Origin of the sequence: Solidesulfovibrio magneticus RS-1 (assembly GCF_000010665.1) — a bacterium.
Lineage (GTDB): Bacteria > Desulfobacterota > Desulfovibrionia > Desulfovibrionales > Desulfovibrionaceae > Solidesulfovibrio > Solidesulfovibrio magneticus.
In genome coordinates this window covers 3436141-3455398 of the sequence record NC_012796.1, presented here as the reverse complement: position 1 = coordinate 3455398, position 19258 = coordinate 3436141, and the positions used below count along the sequence as shown (strand labels likewise).

General features: G+C 50.4%; 16 protein-coding genes and 1 tRNA gene. 5 read left to right on the top strand and 12 right to left on the bottom strand.

The window, feature by feature from the left end:
- Positions 1 to 168: 168 nt before the first annotated feature.
- From selA to DMR_RS14550, 3 genes are all read right to left on the bottom strand, one after another.
- Positions 169 to 1581: an L-seryl-tRNA(Sec) selenium transferase gene (gene selA, locus DMR_RS14560; RefSeq protein WP_015861705.1), complete on the bottom strand. Its 1413-nt coding sequence runs from the start codon at positions 1579 to 1581 to the stop codon at positions 169 to 171.
- A 68-nt stretch (positions 1582 to 1649) separates the two neighbouring features.
- A complete protein-coding gene (locus DMR_RS14555; protein ID WP_043600770.1) occupies positions 1650 to 2942 on the bottom strand; it encodes a bifunctional folylpolyglutamate synthase/dihydrofolate synthase in 1293 nt (430 codons plus the stop codon).
- Entirely contained in the window at positions 2923 to 3705 is a 783-nt protein-coding gene (locus tag DMR_RS14550) for a 3',5'-cyclic-nucleotide phosphodiesterase (protein WP_015861703.1), read from the bottom strand. Before DMR_RS14550 ends, DMR_RS14555 begins: the two co-directional genes overlap by 20 nt.
- A 114-nt stretch (positions 3706 to 3819) precedes the next feature.
- Here DMR_RS14550 and DMR_RS14545 point away from each other — a divergent pair.
- The 3 genes from DMR_RS14545 to DMR_RS14535 all read left to right on the top strand — a co-directional run bounded on the left by DMR_RS14545 (position 3820) and on the right by DMR_RS14535 (position 5802).
- Positions 3820 to 3896 (top strand) — tRNA-Arg (locus DMR_RS14545).
- Positions 3897 to 4254: 358 nt separating this feature from the next.
- Positions 4255 to 5331 (top strand): GGDEF domain-containing protein, encoded by a 1077-nt coding sequence (locus DMR_RS23545; protein ID WP_015861702.1) that lies wholly within the window; start codon positions 4255 to 4257, stop codon positions 5329 to 5331.
- Between the two features lie 66 nt (positions 5332 to 5397).
- Complete coding sequence (locus tag DMR_RS14535; RefSeq protein WP_015861701.1) at positions 5398 to 5802, top strand: bacteriohemerythrin; 405 nt, start codon at positions 5398 to 5400, stop codon at positions 5800 to 5802.
- A 59-nt stretch (positions 5803 to 5861) separates the two neighbouring features.
- On the opposite strand, the gene DMR_RS14530 is transcribed toward DMR_RS14535, so the two are convergent.
- The 6 genes from DMR_RS14530 to DMR_RS14505 form a co-directional block, all read right to left on the bottom strand.
- Entirely contained in the window at positions 5862 to 6908 is a 1047-nt protein-coding gene (locus DMR_RS14530) for a tyrosine-type recombinase/integrase (protein ID WP_015861700.1), read from the bottom strand.
- A gap of 383 nt (positions 6909 to 7291) precedes the next feature.
- Positions 7292 to 7849 carry a tyrosine-type recombinase/integrase gene (locus DMR_RS14525; RefSeq protein WP_015861698.1) on the bottom strand — a complete coding sequence of 186 codons (558 nt, stop codon included), beginning with the start codon at positions 7847 to 7849 and terminating at the stop codon, positions 7292 to 7294.
- 274 nt (positions 7850 to 8123) lie between these two features.
- Positions 8124 to 8501 (bottom strand): hypothetical protein, encoded by a 378-nt coding sequence (locus tag DMR_RS14520; protein WP_015861697.1) that lies wholly within the window; start codon positions 8499 to 8501, stop codon positions 8124 to 8126.
- Positions 8502 to 9820: 1319 nt separating this feature from the next.
- Positions 9821 to 10120: a hypothetical protein gene (locus DMR_RS14515; protein WP_015861695.1), complete on the bottom strand. Its 300-nt coding sequence runs from the start codon at positions 10118 to 10120 to the stop codon at positions 9821 to 9823.
- 330 nt (positions 10121 to 10450) lie between these two features.
- Positions 10451 to 13363, bottom strand: a complete 2913-nt coding sequence (locus tag DMR_RS14510; protein ID WP_015861694.1) for a DUF927 domain-containing protein — start codon at positions 13361 to 13363, stop codon at positions 10451 to 10453.
- Between the two features lie 283 nt (positions 13364 to 13646).
- Entirely contained in the window at positions 13647 to 14045 is a 399-nt protein-coding gene (locus DMR_RS14505) for a hypothetical protein (protein WP_015861693.1), read from the bottom strand.
- Positions 14046 to 15224: 1179 nt separating this feature from the next.
- On the opposite strand from DMR_RS14505, the gene DMR_RS14500 reads away from it, so the two are divergent.
- Both DMR_RS14500 and DMR_RS23535 read left to right on the top strand, forming a co-directional pair.
- Positions 15225 to 15782, top strand: a complete 558-nt coding sequence (locus DMR_RS14500) for a hypothetical protein (RefSeq protein WP_015861691.1) — start codon at positions 15225 to 15227, stop codon at positions 15780 to 15782.
- Positions 15775 to 17619, top strand: coding sequence for a DNA-directed RNA polymerase (locus DMR_RS23535; protein WP_148208448.1), 1845 nt, complete (start codon positions 15775 to 15777; stop codon positions 17617 to 17619). Before DMR_RS14500 ends, DMR_RS23535 begins: the two co-directional genes overlap by 8 nt.
- A gap of 242 nt (positions 17620 to 17861) precedes the next feature.
- On the opposite strand, the gene DMR_RS14490 is transcribed toward DMR_RS23535, so the two are convergent.
- From DMR_RS14490 to DMR_RS14480, 3 genes are read right to left on the bottom strand one after another with little or no spacing between them, the layout of a single operon-like run.
- Positions 17862 to 18239, bottom strand: a complete 378-nt coding sequence (locus DMR_RS14490) for a DUF6573 family protein (RefSeq protein ID WP_015861689.1) — start codon at positions 18237 to 18239, stop codon at positions 17862 to 17864.
- Positions 18240 to 18268: 29 nt separating this feature from the next.
- Positions 18269 to 18466 (bottom strand): hypothetical protein, encoded by a 198-nt coding sequence (locus DMR_RS14485; protein ID WP_015861688.1) that lies wholly within the window; start codon positions 18464 to 18466, stop codon positions 18269 to 18271.
- Between the two features lie 39 nt (positions 18467 to 18505).
- The gene (locus DMR_RS14480; RefSeq protein ID WP_043600758.1) at positions 18506 to 18730 is read right to left on the bottom strand and encodes a hypothetical protein; all 225 of its coding nucleotides are present in this window, start codon (positions 18728 to 18730) and stop codon (positions 18506 to 18508) included.
- Positions 18731 to 19258: the final 528 nt, after the last annotated feature.

Sequence of the window (19258 nt, the reverse complement as noted above, 5' to 3'; positions counted from 1 at the left end):
TTCAGCGTGTTCCTTGCGCCCGAGGCAGCGGCCAAGCTCCGAGGCGCGACCGTCCCAGGCCGGCGCGGCTTGCGGCGTCGAGATCCGGGCGAAAAAGGCTCCCGCCGGTCATGGCGACCGGCGGGAGCCTTGTCTTTTGGGATGAGCGGGATTTTACGGGCAGCGGCGCTAGGCGGTTTCTGGCTGGCAGGCCTGGGCCAGCACCGTGGCCACAAGCTTCAGTTCGTCGTCGGCGAGCGTCCGGGGGTCGAGCAGCAGGGCGTCGTCCTGGGTGCGGGCCACCAGGGGCGGATCGGCGGCCAACAGGCGCTGGCGCAGGGCGTCGGGCGAGGGCGCGCCTGTGAGTGGACGCAATGCCACCAGGGTGGTCGGCAGATCGCGTTCGGGATAGGCCCCGCCGCCCACCCGGGAAGCGCCGGGGATGGCCGAAACCGCGTAGCGCCCGGCCAGGGCCTTTCGCAGCAGCCCAGCCAGCTTGCGGGCTTTTTTGGCAAGCGCCTCGGGGGAGGCCGTGATCATGGCCAGGGTCGGGATGACGGCCCGGGCGCGCTCGGGGTCGCGGTAGAGGCGCAGCGTGGCTTCCAGGGCGGCCAGCGTCATCTTGTCGATGCGCATGGCCCGGTTGAGGGGATTTTTGCGGATGGCGGCGATATACTTGGCCTTGCCGACGATGATGCCGGCTTGGGGGCCGCCCAGCACCTTGTCGCCGCTAAAGGTGACCACGTCCGCGCCCTCGGCCACGGCCTGCTGCACCGTCGGTTCGCCGGGCAGGCCGCAGGCCGCGAAATCGGTCAAATTGCCGCTGCCGAGGTCCTCGATGACCGGGAGTCCCAGGCGCGCGCCCAGTTCGGCCAGTTCGGCCAGGGAGACTTCCTTGGTGAACCCGACGATGCGGTAGTTGGAGGTGTGGACCTTGAGCAGCGCGGCGGTTTCCGGGCTGACGGCGTTCTCGTAGTCGCGCAAATGCGTGCGGTTGGTGGCTCCGACCTCGCGCAGCACGGCCCCGGACTTGGCCATGACCTCGGGAATGCGAAACGAACCGCCGATCTCCACGAGCTGGCCCCGGGAGACGATGACTTCACGGCCCTTGGCCAGGGTTTCCAGGACGATCATGACGGCGGCGGCGTTGTTGTTGACGACCAGCGCGTCCTCGGCCCCGGTCAGGGTGCGCAGGATGTCGACCACGTGGCTGTAGCGGCTGCCGCGCTCGCCGGTGGCCAGATCGAACTCCAGGTTGGAGTAGCGCAGGCAGGCGTCAGCGGCGGCGGCGGCGGCCTCGGGGGCTAAAAGCGAGCGGCCGAGGTTGGTGTGCACCACCACGCCGGTGGCGTTTATCACACGCCGGAAATGCGGCCGGGTGGCGGCGGCGACCTGCCGGGCGCACTGGGCGAAAACGAGGCCGTGGTCGAGCTGGGCCGGTTCGGTCAGGCGGCCGGCGCGGATGTCGTCGCGCAGCCCGTCGAGGTAGGCCGTGACGGCGTCGCGCAGCATGGCCCGGGGCAGCGCGGCCAAGCCTACGTCATCGCCGAGGGCGGTCAGAACAGCATCCACGGGCGGGAGCAGACGGAAAAGATTTTGCACGGCGATCCCGAAGGGTTGGCGTTGGCGAGGCGTCAAGGCGCGACCAATACCCGGAATCGGGGCCGAGATCAATTTGGGCGGTCGGCGAACAGCGCGGCCAAGAGGTACATGGAGCCGCAGACAAGCACCGTGCCGTCGAGCTTTTCCACGGCTTCCAGCGCCTCGCGCGGACCGGCCACGGCCATGGCGCGCTTGCCCAGGCGGGCGGCGACTTCGGCCGCCGGTCGGGCCCGGGACACGCCCGGCAGCTCGGGCACGTAGATGGGGCCGGTGGTCAGCCGGGCGGCCATCGACGCCATGGCCTCGAAGTCCTTGTCGGCCAGGCAGGTGAAGATAAGCGCCGTGGGCGAGACGAGCAGGGCCTTGAGGGCAGTCTCCAGGGCGGTAAGGGCCGGCAGGTTGTGGGCGCTGTCCAGCAGCAACGCCGGAGCCATGCCCGGCAAACGCAGTAGATGGAGCCGTCCGGGCAGGAAGGTCTCGGCCAGGGCGCGGCGCACGGCCTCGGAGTCCGGGGCGATGCCCATGGCCTCGGCGCACAGGGCGAAGCCGGCCAGGGCCAGGGCGGCGTTTTGGGCTTGGTGCGGCCCAGCGAGTTTCAGCTTCACGTCCGGGACGTCCAGGCGTTTGGGGAAAAGGAGCGTGGCCTGGCGCGACGACGGATCGTAGGCGGCCAGTTCGGCTGCGTCGAAAAGCCGCGTGCCGCGAGCCAGCGCCTCGCGGCGCAGCACGGCGGCGGCCTCGGCCGGCTGGGGACCGGTGACGGCCTGGCCGCTGGGAATAAGCGCTCCGGCCTTGTCGAGGGCGATGTCGGCGAGTGTCGGCCCGATGACCGAGGCGTGGTCCAGGCCCATGGGTGTGAAGAGCGTCAGGTCGCGGGGCAGCGCCGTGGTGGCGTCGCCGGCCCCGCCCAGGCCGGCTTCATAGACGGCGGCCTCGGCCCCGAGATCGGCGAAGAGCCAGGCGGCCATGGCGGTTAAAAGTTCAAAATAGGTGAGTCGGCCGTCCAGGCCGCGTCCGGCCACGGCGGCCTGGACGGCGCTTGCCGCCCGGGTCCAATCCTCTTCGGAGATCATCTTGCCGCCCAGGAGGATGCGCTCGCGCACGCTCACGAAATGGGGCGACAGATACAGCCCCGTAGGCAGGCCGTGGGCGGCGAGCAGGCCGGCCAGCAAGGCGGCCGTGGAACCCTTGCCGTTGGTGCCGACCACCTGGGCGGCCAGATGGGGCAGGCTTTCCAGGCGAAGCCCGGCCAGGGCCGCGCGCATCCGCCCGGGGCCGAGGTCCATGTGAAAAAGGCCGAGGGAGTCGAGATAGGCCGCAAAGGCGGCGAAATCGGGAAAATCAGATGTCGATGCAGTCATGTTCTCGCAGGAGCCGGTAGTGGTAGCCGGCCAGTTCACGGGCCAGTTCGTCCACGATGACGTCGGCGAACGGGGCCTTTAAGTGGTAGATGAAGATGTCCGGCCGGGCGCGCAGTTTGTCGAGTTCGGCGCGCAGGAGCTTCGGGGTCAGGTGCTTGGAGGCCGTGGCCAGGGCTTCCATGGAAGAGGGGAAGGAGGCCTCGGTGATCAGGTTTGTAAGCGCAAAGGGCAGGGCGTCCATGGCCTTCCAGAAGTCGTCGCAGGGGCCGGTGTCGCCGGTGTAGGCGAGGTTTCGCGTGCCGCCGTCCTGCCACAGGACGAAGCCCGAGGCGGCCTTGGCGTGGTTGACGGGATAGGCGGCGACGCTGAGATCGCCAATGACGACCGGCACGCCCGGGATCATGGGGGCGTAGGTCAACACCGGCGAATCCGTGGGGATGACGGTGAAGTCGGGCCAGATGGTGTCGTTTAAAAGGTGTGTGGATATGGCGTCGAGGACTTCGGGCAAGCCGTGGATGGCCACTGGGGCGCGGCTGCCGGCGACGAAGAACTCGATGAGGTTGTCGGCCAGAAACAGGATGTCCTTGATATGGTCGAGGTGGCTGTGGCTGACGAAAATATGTTCGAGCCTGGCCTGAGCGGCGAGGTCCAGGGAGGAGGTGACGGAGCCGGCGTCGAGGAGGATGGTGTCGTTGACGCAAAACGAGGTGAGGTTGTGCCCCGGCAGGTCCGAGCCGGAGCATCCGAGCACGCGCAGCTTCATGCCAGTCTCCTTATGGCGGGCAATGTCCCGGGATTTGCCAGTGTGAGCCGCAAGGAGCCTTTCGTCAAGGCCGGCCTTGACCGGAGGGGGCGGCTTGTTTAGTTTTCGTGCCGCGCGCCCGTAGCTCAGTCGGATAGAGCATCTGCCTTCTAAGCAGACGGTCCGGGGTTCGAGTCCCTGTGGGCGCACCAGAATTAATTCAAGGGGTTAGGTCATGTTTGGCCTGGCCCCTTTTATCTTGTGGATAACCGGGCTGGATAACATCTTGGCCAACCCTACAGGATAACGAGGTAATTTTGGATAACATTCGGGCAGACGTTGGCCCGTGTACGGGCAGACGGCGGGGTAGATGGCCCGGAATTACGAGTTTTTCTGATCGGGCTGTGGTGAGCGGATTAAATTTTAGGCAGATGGCCTCATTTCTCCTGAAGCCCGAAGCGACCAGTCGACAGATTTGAGGATACCATTTTTTTTAGAGGCTGTACTTGTGCTGGTGGTGCGATTGATCTAAAATGGATAGTAGATGTTGGGCGTTATCAAGGGGACTATATGTCGACAGATTGTCAAAGCGATTCTTGCGCTATTAAAAAAATTTGTTCCGAAATGCATAAAATTGGATGTGGTAATGACCTGTCCTGGCTAGCAGTTGTTCTTTTTGTTAGAAACTTGGTTAGTAACTTTTCTATATTTACGGATGAACAAAAGTCAGCTATGCAAAGAAGCGTCTTTGGTAGATTGGCGAATAATGGTTCTTTGGATGGCAAATTTGAGCAGATCATTGATGATCTTGAGGTGTTTATAGCAAGCAACCAGGCCACTGTCGCTGCGGAAGAGGAACTTGAGTCCCAGATAAAGGTTACCTCCTCATTGGCCATGGTTGTTAATGAATTTATAAGTGAGTCGTTGTCTTCAGAACAAGAGCGCGGAAAATTGCTGAACGCTTTCGGGCGGGAGACATTGGAAGTGCTTTCCGAAGCTGATGACCTCGAAGCTTTGAGGCCAAAGCTGAAAGTTCTGCTGAAAAGCATGCTGGTGCATTATAAGGAAAAAGCCAAGGAGTGGGAAAGGAGGGCACGCTTTCTTGAACAAACAGTAAATGTTGACCCGCTTTTGGCTCCACTTCATAATCGTCGGTATCTTGAGTCTTACCTTCGGACTGCTATAGAACAAAATCAAGTTGATAATAGTCCTCTTTCTGTCTTAATGCTTGATATTGATAATTTTAAAGAAGTCAATGACACATATGGTCATCAAGTTGGTGACGATGTCTTGAGGACTTTAGCGAAAATTATCAGTGCGCATTCTGAAAAATATGGGTGGTTTGCCGCTCGGTATGGTGGAGACGAACTGGTTGTTGTGTGTGCTGTTTCTGTTGATGAAGCATTACTGCATTCTGATGCAATACGTTTGGCTGTTCAAAATTATGAATTCAAGCCAAGGATTAACGGAAAGCTGGCAGATGGATCGATTCGATTTACGGTGTCTATTGGGGTCGCTGGGTATCAGTTGGGTATGTCGTCGGATGAACTTTTGAATTGTGCAGATAAGGCTATGTACGATGTAAAAGGTACTGGAAAGAATAATGTTGCTCAGTTTGGCGTTATAAATGTTGAGCCGGAATGGTGAGAGGATGTGTCAATTTTTCCGTGTGCACGTTAATTTGGGCTGTATGGCTAAAGTTTAGGAGCGCTGATGCCAATTGCGCAGTGGGATGACTACCTTTCTGTTGGTCACAGCAAGATAGACAGTCAGCATGAGAGACTTTTTGTTTACATTAATAAACTTCAGGATTCTATAGAAAAAAAATATGTCCTTGGTGATATTCGTGTGTTGCTGGTTGATTTGTATAGATATGCTAGGTATCATTTTTCTGAAGAAGAGTCTTTGATGCGATCTTCTGGTTACCCCATGCTTAATGAACACATTTCTAGTCATAATGACTTTCTTGTGAGCATCGATAGGTTTATTGTTGACGAACGCTTAGATTCGATGTCTTTGCGGGTTGATGTGATTACTTTTTTAGTGACTTGGATTATGAATCATATCCCATATGTCGATCAAAACTTTTTTATGTACCTTAAGTCTCAGGAAATTTGAATTTGATAATGAAAATAGGGAGTAGACCAAATGGCCCACTCCCCTGTCAAAACAATCTGTTAGGCGTTCAAGCTCGGCAACTTGGCGATGGTGCGACGCTTCTCGTCACCGAGCAGGTGGTAATACTGGTTCGCAGTCATGTGCACCGACGAGTGCCCCATAAGCTTGCTCACCGCCGATAAGTCGCCGCCTTCCTGAAGGAGGGTGGTGGCTAACAGATGGCGGATGTCATAGAGGACCACGTGGTAAGGGATTTCAGCCCGCTTGCAGGCTGACCGGAACGACATCCGGAACTGTTTGACGGGCCGGCCGGCGTATTCGATCAAATATTCGGTCTTGGCGCGTCCCTGCATTTCCTTCAGCCGAGCCATGAACTCGGGAGAGATCGGGATCACCCTTGCCGATTTGGTTTTGGTGGCGAAGACCTTGACGGTCGATTGTGCCCAGTCGACGTCGGCCCATTTCAGGGCGAAGAGTTCGGATTCCCCGGTGCGGACGCCCAGGTTCCAGGCGATCTCGATGGCCCAGGCCAGATGCGGGGCCGCGACGGCCTTGATCTTCATAAGGTCAGCGACGGTCAGCTTGGTGTCACGGGGGTGCTCTTTTGCTTTCTTCCAGTGGCGCAGCGGGTTCTTTTCGATGAGGTCCTGTTTGACCCCGAACTGAAAGACGGTCTTCAGGTAGGACAGATACCTTCCCCGCGTGACGGGGGAATGATCGGCGTAGGCCTTGCCCACGATCGTCAATATCTCATCGTAACGAATCTCGTCGATGGGTCGTTGAGCGAAGACGGGTATCAGGTGTTTCTTCAGGAACGACCTGATCTCATTAAGGGTTTTGACCGTTGTTCCTTCGACCTTCCTCGTGTTGATATACATCTGGGCCAGTTGGTCGAGATAAATCTTGTCGGCGACGGCCACCACTTCGGAGATGGCCTCAGGGGTGCTCGGCGGGACCGGGCCGTGGTCCTTGACCTGCTTGTCGAATTTCTGGGCCGCCCTGCGTCCCTCCCGGCCCTTGCCGAAGGTTTTGGTCGTCTGCTTGCCCTCGGCATTCCGGTAGGCAACGTAGTAGGTGCCGTTGTTTTTCCGCATATGAACGGACATGTTACACCTCAAGTTCGATAGGAGTTCTAGGTTTAATTTCGAGACTAGATGAGAAACTTTCTGGATTGGCCATTAATCGATCTAAATCAGCACGAGCAAACCGCGATTGAGACGGTCCATATCGTTTAATGCTTTTCTTTTTAATTAACTTTGCGAAGTATGAAGTGCTGTATCCACAATACTTCGCAGCATGTTTTAAATCGTAGAATGGCCCAAGACAACTAGTCATCTCCTCCGTCCATGATTGCTTCTCCAGATAAGAAAGCATAAATTAATGTTTAGTCGTTAATGATAGATTTATCGTCGTTATGCTTTGAAGTGTTGTTTGGTCTTCTGCGCAACAGTGTTAATTGATACAGGGGCCTAATAAGCCCCTGTATTGATTAGATTGTGTTGAGCAAAATCTCCTCTACCTCCTCCTCTTGGATGCCAAGGTACCGGCGCGTAATCGACGGGCTGGAATGGTTCAGCCGCTTCGCCAAAACTTCCCAGGAGACACCGAAGGTCTTGCGCTGGTGGTAGCACCAGGTTTTGCGCAAGGTATGGGCTCCGTAGTTTCCTTTGAGATTCACAGCTTCAGCCCATGCTTTGACGTACTTGGTGACGGCATATGTCGAAAGCGGATAGTTCGAACCTTTTCTACTTTTGAATAAGTAGTGGTTGTCTTCTAGCTTTGCTGTTGATAGATGCTCGTCAAGGGCAGTCTTGATCTCCTTGTTAATAATGAAGACGTTTTCCTTGCCAGTCTTCTTCTCGCGTAAGATTACTCGCTCTCCAGCTTGGACGTCTTTGACGTCCTTCTTTTTAAGCGCAAGTAAGTCCTGCACGCGAAGCCCAGTGTTGATGCCCATGATGAACAGTAATTTGTCTCGATGGTTGTCAGAAAGGATTTTCTTGATGCTCTTAATGGACTTTGGTTCAGTAATTGGTTCGACCTTCATCTTTTACTCCAATGCAATTATTGCAGTTTAGGTGGGCGAAGTCGGACTTCTAAAAAGCCAGCTCCCAGGACTAGGACTCCCAAGCAGCCTGTAACTGGTTAAATTCTAACGCCGAATCAGGTTTTTGCCGGGGAAAGTACGTTTTTATGTAGAAACGTACATTGGCTATATGGATAATTTCTCTATAATACAGCGAAGTTTGAGAGAAAGGATGTTCGCATAAATAAAAAACCACACCCGGAGGTGTGGCTTTCATCGATGGAGATTGTAGTAGTCAAACTTTGGTCAATATGATCATTTCATTTTCGACCATGACAGTAAACTCGTCCCCTTCAGCCACGGCGAGTTCTCGAAGATCAAGATTCTTCAGATGGATTTTAAGCTCCATCTTTTTGTTCACCCGAGGGCGACTTGAGTTCTTGAGATACAATCCTTTGACCTCATAGTAGGTCTTGTCGTCACTCATCAACTTCAGCACGCAGTGCTTCAAAGTTTGTCGATGGGTGATGCCGAGCTTTTCCATGATGCTGATGGCATCCATGTTTTTTTGGATGCATTCGCGCAAAATGGAAGGATTGTATTTGGGTTCGACCTTCTTCTTTTCAGAAGGTCCTTCTCCGTCGTTTGTTGCCTGACCAGCTTTCTTTGACATGGAAATCTCCTTTGTTTATTGGTATATTTCTCTATTGGAATCGAAAATATGAGCGGAAAATCGACTTTTCGCCGGGTAAAAACTGGCATTGGCCCTATACGGCGATTCCCGAGGTTTTCGCCGTGGAGTGGGAACTGGCTGTGGAAATCTGGGAAAAGCGCAGTAAATGGGATTTTAGAGCGGTATATTTTTTATACCAACGAATTGGCCATGGTATTCAAAATTATTGCGTAAAAATGAAGGCCTAGAACTCTAGGCCTTCGTGGTAGCTATTGCAGATAGAACACTTCCACCAGCAAGCAAAGTTATGCCGCTGGCAAGAAGTGTTCTTCTTGGATCGAGAAGAACGTCGCCGTTCTAAGCGTCCATGAATTCCTGACGGGCGGTTTTCCCGCATCAGGCTTTCCGAGAGATGTTGATATAGTTAAGGTATATTTCTGAAGTATAGTCATAGCTTGACAAGAAGTTGTTGTAATTTTCGCGCAAACTGTTCATTGGAATGAATTCAAGCATTTTCATCAAGACAATATTTTCAGTAAGTTTATGGATCAACATCTCTCTGCATCCCTTACAGATGCGCAGCCATCCATTGGCAACTTCGGTTTTCTCACTAACCTTACGGTTGAACGATTGCAAATGGACTTCCCTTGGTTTAGTCAAATCTAGAACAAAACCATCCGACACCTAATCGCATACATATGGTGGTTGTAAATTGAACTTCGATTTGCCATGAATCTCGTTCGCCATATGCGCCACCTTGGTTTCATACTGAAGTAAGTATTACCGGCTGGTTTAAGGCCTCATCTCCTCCACTGGCTATCTTGCGATATGTCAGCTAGATAATCTCGAGTTCAAAAGCATTCGATGAGAACGATGTTTGAAGTATATCACGAGACAATTTATTTTTTGACCTCATATAGTATATATGGTTCGAATTGAACGCTAGAACGAAGACCTAGCAAGGCTCCCATGACAATTGTATCTGCAATGTCTGAAAATTGTTATCTTGAACCAATGTATGTCTTTAATCCTGAAAAATATGGTTATAATTATTTTGCTTGATATCAAGTTTTGAAGTTCAAAAATATATATTGGTAATTTCTCTATTTGCCTCGCGAAAAATAAAAAGCATATATCTGTCTAGCGATAAAAACAAGAGTTCACTAGCGAGTATAGTCTTAAGTGTTTTGTCATAACATTACTTCGGATGGTCGTGGTTATTCAGATAGTCAGCCAATCCGATGTTCCTTAAACAGCTTGATCCTGGCATGGGACAGGAAACGATCTTGCCCATGCCAGGCCGATGCAGTTAATGTGGTTTAATCGAACCCGTCATAGTCAACGGAGAAAATGGGAATCCTTTCGAAAGTTGAAGGTTCTTCCTCGCTTTCCCATGGAAGTTTCTCGGAATTGTCTGGTCCGTCGGCGAAGGAACCGTCAGGTGGTGGCGTGCCATATGTTCCCATGCCGGGTGCCATCTCAATTTCAATCGGTTCGACAGGAAGGTGTTCTGCCGCGCCGTCCTGCGTTTCCGACGGCGGCGGATTTTGACTTTCGTAAAGGCCGAAGACATCATGGGACAAACCGTACCGATCAAGCATCTCGTCGAAATGACTCACATTGTCCTCCGGTTTTGCATTCTTTTTAGGCAGTCCTGAAAAATCCTGAGGGCCTCAGGACGCAGTTTAGAAAAAAATAAATATTTTTCAGTATGTTATTAAATTTTTCTTGAATTCCTGCGGGACTGCGTAAAACAAGGGTAGCCCCTTTTGAGAGGGGACCAAACGAGGGAAAGTGCGTTTGGGTTCCCCTTCGACCACACCCACTAAAATCCTCAGGACTCCCAGGAAATTGCACATAAACAACCGTTTTTATTGTATAAAAACATCCTGCAGGGCTGTCCTGCGGCCCTCAGGGCCGCAGGATGCCCCTTTCTTCCTCGCTCCTGTTTAAAATGTTGGTTTGAAATTCTTGGTATTCCATGTTGCATCATCGTCGAACTTGATGCCAAGTTCCGTCTCGATGGTTGCCTTCTTAAGGCAGTAAACCCAAGCCTTCTGTCCACGGATCGTCAGTTGTCGTTGGTTTCGACCTTGCCTGTCTTTGTAGAGCCAGTCTCGGTCAGCCCACGTTCTGATAATCGCATCGGGTTCGCCGACGGACTCCTCAATGATCTTTGTTAACTGGGGTTTGAGGTAAGCTATCTCACTCCATTTGCCATTGTCCCATCGTCCAGCCCATCCCATAGACGGAACATAGTGCTGGTTGCTGTCTTGAGACTTGCCATCGAAGAACTTGTCTCTGTTTGCAACCGACCAGTCATATACATGCCGTAAGGCAACGGTCGCTCTGTCTGCTTCCATGGCATTCTTGCTGACCGTGTTCCAGATGGCATCAAGGTACTCCCTGATAGGCCGCTTGGGCTTCAACTCGGGCAGGGCGGCGTGGACCAAAGGGATCACCGTGTTGAGGACGGCGAGTTGGTCGTTGAGCCGCGCCGCGATGTTATTGCCGCCGGCAAGTTTGGTGTAATGTCGGCGAAGCTCCAGATAGGTCTCGCGCCACAGCGGCCAATCGCGTTGGTTCGCGAGGATGAACTTGACCACCTTGGGGCCGGCATGACCGAAGTTTTCTTTGACCGTGAGTTCTACATTGTTGACGTAGTCCGCGAGGTTGTCGCCCGAGAATGGCATTCCCCAAAGACTTAAGACGCGAGCATGGGCACCGCCGTCTTCCTTGCAGAAATCAACGGCACGTTGTTCCCCGGTTGACAAAAGGACCAAACGCCAAGTGCCGGTTCTCCTTGTTCCTTTAAGTGAACCCCTTCTTTTGTCTTGTCCGCTTGATACCTGATAAATCGTTGAACTTACCTTGCTGGCAGCTTCTCCTTTCTTGCCGGCTGTTCCGGCAAGCTTTGTTTCATCAAGAATTAACGGATGGTCGGTGACAAGCGTGGCAGTTTGACCAATCCATGCTTCGGATGTCTTCCAGGTGAAGAACACCGTATTTCCAGTTCCAGAAGGGTCGCCCCAAGCGGATGCGGAACAACGCAAGGCTATTGACTTTCCTTTAGAGCTTGAAAATGCAAGGTCTACAACGAAGTTGTTTGCCTCGATTATTTTCAAGAAAGGAGAGATGAACGAAGCGTAGACCATCATTATCGATCGTTCATGGTCATACAAGCTGTTGATTATTTTGACCCATGCTTGGTATGATCCTTTAGAGTAAAACCCAGAGGCAATCTGATCATCGCCATCCTCTTGCGCTTTGAACACGACATGGTTGTTCGATCCTGGCGACGCAAGGACCTGCTTACCCCAAAGAAAGGTTTTCATGCCTTTCTGCCATCCTAATACGGACGTGACAGACACAACAGGTATGATATCCCTGTTTGCTTGCTCAAAGTCTGCTAGATATGCAACAACTAAAGATGCCGTATTCGAATTGACAGGGAGGCCTTGTCCTGCGACGCTCATGATCTCCCTTGCGTTAAAGATCGTAGAACGAGATTCTATCCGAGGTTTCCACACCTCATCGCGAAGCCACGCAATTTCAATGGACTCCTCGCCATTGTTCACATCTACAAGACGCTTAGATATGACAAGAGGTGTGATAAGGATCTTTGTTCTTACTTCGAATTTGGCATCTCCCTTGCCTCGCATCTCAATACGTTCAACTCCATGCTCTAAGCTAACGACGTATCCTTCCGGTATGACAATACCTTGCGATACTGGAGCCCCAGGCAAACTGTCTGCGACATACTCTTTTATGAACGCTTGAGATTTGCCGAGGATTGCTGGACTTTTGACCTTGCCCCACGACGAACATTTACTACAATATGCTTCGCCGCCGCAGCTTTGCCTGATGTTTTCGCACGTTCGAGGACCTGCATTGTTAAGAGCATCGTCAAACTTCTTGTCCGTTTCTTCTTGTTTGTATCCTTGGTAAGGCTTGCTCCATTGATGGGTTATAGAACGACCGGCTTGGCATCTTGATAAGATCGATATGCCCGCATACCATTCAGGCTCGGTTAAGGCCGTGGCATCGTCACGAATGTGACGCATCCATGCACATCCTTGGACGATTTTGTTCAGATCGGCCGGGGGGTATTTCCTCTCACCCGAGGGGATGCTCGTCCCCTTTTGGGCTGGCGGCGCGACGACAGCGATAGCCTTCGCCGGCAGGTGATCCTTTATCTCGTCCAGGGTGTAACGCTTGTTCGGGTCGAAGTAGAGCACATGCACGGGACGAGGGGTCTCGGGCATCTTGAAGTTCACCGACCCCGGAATTCGAAGCAAACGGTCAAGGTTTGACGTGGAGTCCAACTCGTACCCACGCCGTCTGCCCCTGTCATGCAGTGCAGTCTGGAACTGCTTCGAAAGGTCCTTGGCCGCTTCTCGGTCAGCGTCAGAGGTAAAGACCCAGGGGTTCTTGAAAAGCCAGAACGGGTATAGTCCCCCGCCAGAATGCACAATCAGGGTCGGGTGGAGAGGGAAGTCGAAGATAAGTTCCAACGCCGCGTCCTGGTCTTTCGGTAAGCGTTGTTGTTTATGCCCAGGGCCCAAAATGTCCGTATCGTCCCAAAATCCAGGGATAGCCACGGTCGTAACTTCTTTGCCTCGTTTATGCGGCCCCGACTTGTGTGACTGCAGGCCAACCTGAAAGTAGACATTGCTTCCTTTTGCAATAAGTGATTTAACCGTTGAATCGATAAGGTTAAGTTCTGTTGGCAACTCAAAATTGTAAGTTGCGTTACTGTTTAATGTGCAAATGTTTTGAATTGCTTTTTGCGCAAAATCTTTCCAAACAATGCGTAAAAACTCCGACGGAACTATACTGATTGCCGGGTAACTGCATGACATTATTCTTCTCGCTTCGATTAAAAATACTAATTTAATAATTTAACAGAATTGGAGAAGTAACGCAGCTTACCAACCCCGGCGATTGACTTACGTCGTTGTTTGCAGCCTGCATAATGAATGCAGAAATATTATCCTAATGTATAATTGTAGGTTTATGTACAAAATGAGTGCAGAAAATGTCAGATGCGGCGTGGCTTTTAACAACAGACAAAAGCCACGCCACGTAGGCTAAATTAGCTGCCAATTGTTCTTATGCTCCTCGGCAATCGCAGCTTTGAATTTTTTAAGACTCATCCTCGACTCTTTCCAGAACAATTTTTTCGCCGTCGAGAGTGAGGTTAAACTTGTCGTTGATCTTGAATTTTCTTTCGTCCTCGAGACTATTGTTGAATTCGGTAAATACTTTCTTAGTGATAATGTATACACCTTTGGCGTTGATGCATCCATTTTCGCTACTCGGCTTCTTTGTTTTCTGAGCGTCGAGCTTGACGTTCCGAAGACCAAGATTGACTGCTTCAATGAAAACATCCCTCGCAATAGATTTTGAAACAGAGAAATGCGAACACATGTCTTTAATGTCTACTCCAATAGTCGTGCCATCGCTTGACTTGTGATTGTTGATGAAATCGATGGCCATTTCTTTCAACTGGTCCGGCGTGATGGTCCGGAGTTTATTTGACATGAGACATCTCCTCATTTACGTTTGATTATTGAATGTATTAATCAAGGTTGCTTGCAAAAAAAAAGCAGAGCCTTGCAATTAATTGAATAAATCAATCAATTTGCAAGGCTCTGCCAAAATCTTGTGCAGAGCATTGTGAATGGGCTCGGTGTTACCGGCCTTTTCGCAGATTTTTCGCGATGGACAGTCTTTCTATTAGTCCCCCGGATGAAAAAATTAGTACAATAAAAACAAGTAGTTGAAAATATCAAAAGCATAAAACCCAAAATTCTAGCCATCTGCGGACGATCTGAGTAAATTGCAAAGGACCTCTAGCGGGTCAGATCAGGCCGACACGGGGGCGCGAGCACGCGTGGACAGACACCGGCGTAGTTGTCGCCGTCGCGTCGCGGTTCACGAGGCTAACAAGGGCGGCACCTTAGCTCTGCCCAAGACGCAGGAGGAGGCCGCTGGTAATGCCTGGGCAGGGTCACGCCACAACACCGCCCTGTCCGGACGCCCCGGCTAACTAGGTCGCGGTCAAGGGTCATTTCTCCCGAGATGTCCTCAAAAGCCTATACGGTGGGGAGACGTGGAGAAAAAATCTCGTCGATACTATGCGCAACGGGCTGAATTCCCGACGTGGAGACATGACGCTCGGCGCGCCGTGTACAACAACTGCACCCGGATATTGCCTAGGGGTGGCAAGTCGCTGGAAGATGGCGGACGGGACAGGACTCGTTGAGCTCAGCTTCGAGCGCACCCTGGACCGTCGCCGCTCAGCATGCATCGGGTTTGTAGGTTTGGATTTAGGGACAGGAGAACATCCTGAAACGCTATCTGCTCCTCGTGGCAGTTTTCGGTCAATTGTGATTGCTGATGTGAGTTAAGACCGGCCACGGCACGCCGAGGGGCTGGGCCACCACTTGTTTGCAAATTGTCTGACCCGAAATCACAGGCTCAGTGGATTGGTCGCCGGAATCAATACCGCCAAACCATGTCATCACTGCCATCTAGAGCGGAGGTAGCCCAATGCGTCCTTTATGCAGTAAACTTGCTCGACAAAGATAGATCTTTGTTGTACTCAATTGTTAAGCACAACACTCCTTGCAATTATTTAGCGTGATATTTTTGATTTTTTCTTCAACTAGCGCCAATGAAATCATGTAAAAATATTCAAAACAGAAAGGAGTTGTCAAGATGTCTTCCGATAGCCTGAGAAAAATTCAAATGGAGCGAGAGAAGTTATTAAACGACATAGATTTCAATTTATTCAGCGAGTCTCTTGCAAAAAAGAATCCTTTGAATGGACACAACTCAACCACTAGCTCTTCGCTGTGGGAAAAAGAGCTTGGACCATTCTACAACGAAACCATGAAAAACATCCCTGGGCATATAAAAAAGAATCTCGATGTTAAATTTAAACATATTGGATCTGGCATCGCAGACGAAAGGCATAAGGAAAAATTCAAAAAACTTATGCTGCGCTTCATGCATAGTAATTGCAAATATTTGGTTTTTATAACAACCAAGATAACTCTTGATATTTGCCTCAACAAAAGCAAAGACAGTTCTGACGTTAGCTATCAATACGTAGTTGGAAGAATAGCTAAAGAAATTTTTCGAAAAACAAAAAAAATGCTTGTCGATAGCAAAATTTTATCTGGCCAAACAATTAGCGAAATTATGCCTGTTGATGAAAAACTGTCACCTATAGAAAACAACTTAAAGCGTATTGCCGGGTACTTTTTTGAATGAATTTATTTCAAGTCAAGATGTTATAATTAAACTTGGCAAGCAACGTGGTCGCGACACGCGTCGTATAGGGTTCAGTGAGAAATTTGCTGAATATTATGACCCTAATAAAACAAAAGGGAGTCTGTTTAAGCCACGAAAGTATCCAATGTTTTGTAGCCCAGACGAATGGAAAAAGGACTTGAGTGGTGGCGGGTATTTGATAAAAGAAGACCATAGCTTTGCGTTTAATGTCAAATCGTCCAAGCAAAGAATATGTATTATTTCTGAATACAAAAAGAACAGTTTTGACAAGACGTTTTTAAAAGCGCTGAATCTGCTTCAGCAAACGCCTTATAATATCAATAAAAAAATACTAAACACTATGAAGCACTTTCATGGATCTACTTCATATGGAAACAATTTGACAAAAAAATTACTCCAGGATCAAACCTTAAGCTTGGCTGACGACCTCGCAGATCGGACTTTTTATATTCCCTGGTATCTCGACTTTCGCGGGAGGATGTATTCTTCTGTTTTGCAGATTAGCCCCCAAAGTCACGATGAAGGTCGTTCTTTGCTTGTTTTTTCAGAGAAAAAACATATTGACAAACACAACGAATGTGCCTCGCTTGAGAATCTTGCTGTGTTTGGTTATTCAAAGTATGGTTCGCCAACAGGAAAGGTTTCAAAGGAAAAAATGATTTCGTGGATTGAAAGTAATGAGAGAGATATTTTTAAATCCGCTCAAGACCCAATTTTAAATTTCGAGTTTTGGCAGAAAGCATCAGATAGATATTCTTTTTTGGCTTTTTGTTTTGAGTGGAAGAATATCCAACAATCCAAGGCCGGAGAACGATATACAAATATTCCTGTCTATGTAGATGGAACCTGCAATGGTTTCCAGCATTATGCCGCTCTCTTGCGCGACCATATATCTGCTCCTTTTGTCAATCTTGTTGATGGCGAAATTCCTGGAGATTTTTATCAAAACGTTGTCGATAAATTGCATTCTTCTGCAGGGACTACCGATTTCAGCGATGATATTACAAGGAAATTTGTCGCTGAATTTGTTGATCGTAGTTTCATTAAGAAGTCGATAATTTCAGCAGGATACGGCGCAGGGCTAGAAAGGCGATCTAAAGTGACTTCAAAAAACTTACACGATGCCTTGGTTCAAAAATATGGAAAAAATTGGTTTCAAGTTATTGGACTTGCTACTGAGAACTCGATAGAAGACAAAGATATCAAACTTCTTGAAAAAGCACGCAAGATCGAAAAGCAGATTGACGACGCTATTAAAGATATTTGTCCTGCATTTTCACAAGCTAAAAACTGGCTAACAGGCGTCCAGTCTTTGTTCAACGAAAACAATAAATGTCTTTGCTGGAACAATCCTGCCGGTGTGCCTGTTCATAATTTTTACTATCAGTTCCCAGTGTACGAAATAAGCTTGTATATGGATGGTAAATTGCACAAAATTCAATTTAGAGATTATGAGTCTACTCAAGAAATGTCTCTCCGAAAAAAGAAAACAAGCTCGAGTATTTCTCCTAATTACATACATTCGCTCGACGCTGGACATGCCGCTAAAATAATCACTTCATTTGTCAAAAGTCTAGGAAAAAACACTCCACATTGTATTGCCTCTGTTCACGACAGTTTTGCTTGCCACACTACGCATGTTAATGCTTTGCAAAAAATAATAAGAGAACAATTTTGTGAAATGCATTCTAAAAATCAGTTGAAAATATTCAAAGATCAAGTTGAACAATTTTTTGATGTTTCTTTGCCAGACTTGCCTAGTTTTGGAAATCTGGATTTAAATGATGTCTTGAAAAGTAGGTACTTTTTCTATTGAGTTTTGATGATGTGCATTTTTTAGAAAATCTGCAATTTCCCACTTTGGCCTCTGTTTTGAAGTTGGTGTGCTCAAAAAATCGAGGTTTGACTTTTTTAATTTCCACTTTTGCGTAAGATATGATTTTATTTCATTCATGCTTCCCCACTTGACGGTATTTTCTTGGTCTTGTCACGCAGTAATTTCATCTCGAAATCGTATGGAATAAGTGCGTGACGCTTCAACCCACTCCCACTATAATTTCAGTCATCTTCGGGGAGCATGATGGTCATGACCGGCTCGCCGTGGTCGCCCGGGCCGATGGCCGCTACCACATGGACCGTGTCCCACCGCCCCGGAGCCATGAGGAAAAGGACGTCGAATTCAGCGCGGTCGCTATCCTTAATAGCCTTAGCCGCGAGCAGGGCGCGAAAGAGCAGATCGTGAAGCCGGCCCTCAATGGACTGCCCTTCGCCTTCCAGTCCGGCCGGCGGCACCACGTACGTATTATATAGATGGTCGGTGACCACCGTGTGCACCTTGAAGCCCACCTCGGCAGCTTGGGCGGTGACGTCGATTAGGACGCCGTCTGCGATGGCTTGGGCGCGGGTGTAGCTGAAAATGATCGGCCAGTCGTCCATGGCAAGTTCTCCTTCGGAGAAGTTCGGGGTTACTCGTAGAACTTCGGGTCATTCTTGGTGACTCTCAGGTCGTTGAACCGGCCACGGACGTTCTTCTCTTCTTTGTTGATCGCATTTCGAACATTGCCTCGCCCAACAATGGCACCGCCGCCATGGGTGATCATCTTGATGACGCCGCCAGCAACAGCACCCAAGGCGATTCCGGCGATAAATTCCAAAACGATCATGTTCTATTCCTCCGTTTAAGTTGATGACTTGCAAGGACTTCAATCGTCGTTCCTGGCTATTGCGACCATCTGGTCGAGGTGTTTCCGAAAGCTTGTCGCGAGATGTGTGCCAATTTCAGCCCATCGGCGCACAAAGACGCCCTGCACGCCAGCATCCGCCGCGCCCATGACGTCAAACAGGTGCTCGATCGGCCGGAACCGCTGAGCGAGTTCCTTCAGAATTTCAAGCGGCACCTCGCCGTGCGGTTTTGCGTCGGTCGGCATGTTCACCTCGTGGACTAGGGATGAGACCCGGGAAAGGTAACCTGGGTCACGGGGCCGGTCACGGGGCGGCGGTGTAAAACGTGCATTGAGCCGGGGCGGGGTCGCCCTGCGATTTTGGGGAGCGGGCGGGCCAAGAAGGAAGGCTCAACTGGAAAAACCCCAGGACGGGGCCGGTAGAGAGCAGGGGAGGGGTGTCCGAGGGGATGGGCTGGCCCGGGGCAGGGGAGTTGGGCTGGAATGTTTCTAAGGGAAACTAGCGATATCCCAGGACGTTATGCGATGCAGGAAGCTGCAATTTTTGATTTTTTAGCGCATTGCTAGAGAAGGTGGCGCTGGTATTGCTTTTAGAAAAACGTGTTTCCCTTCGTTTTTATTAGAACGAAAATCAAAGGGGGTACCCCCAAAAAGGGGATTTCAAAAACACCTCCGTCCCCGACCCCCAAAACCACTCCTGGGGAACCCCCCCCTATAATCCTCAGGATCTCAGGAAGTAGTATATAAAGTAATGTTTTTATTACACTTTTTTTG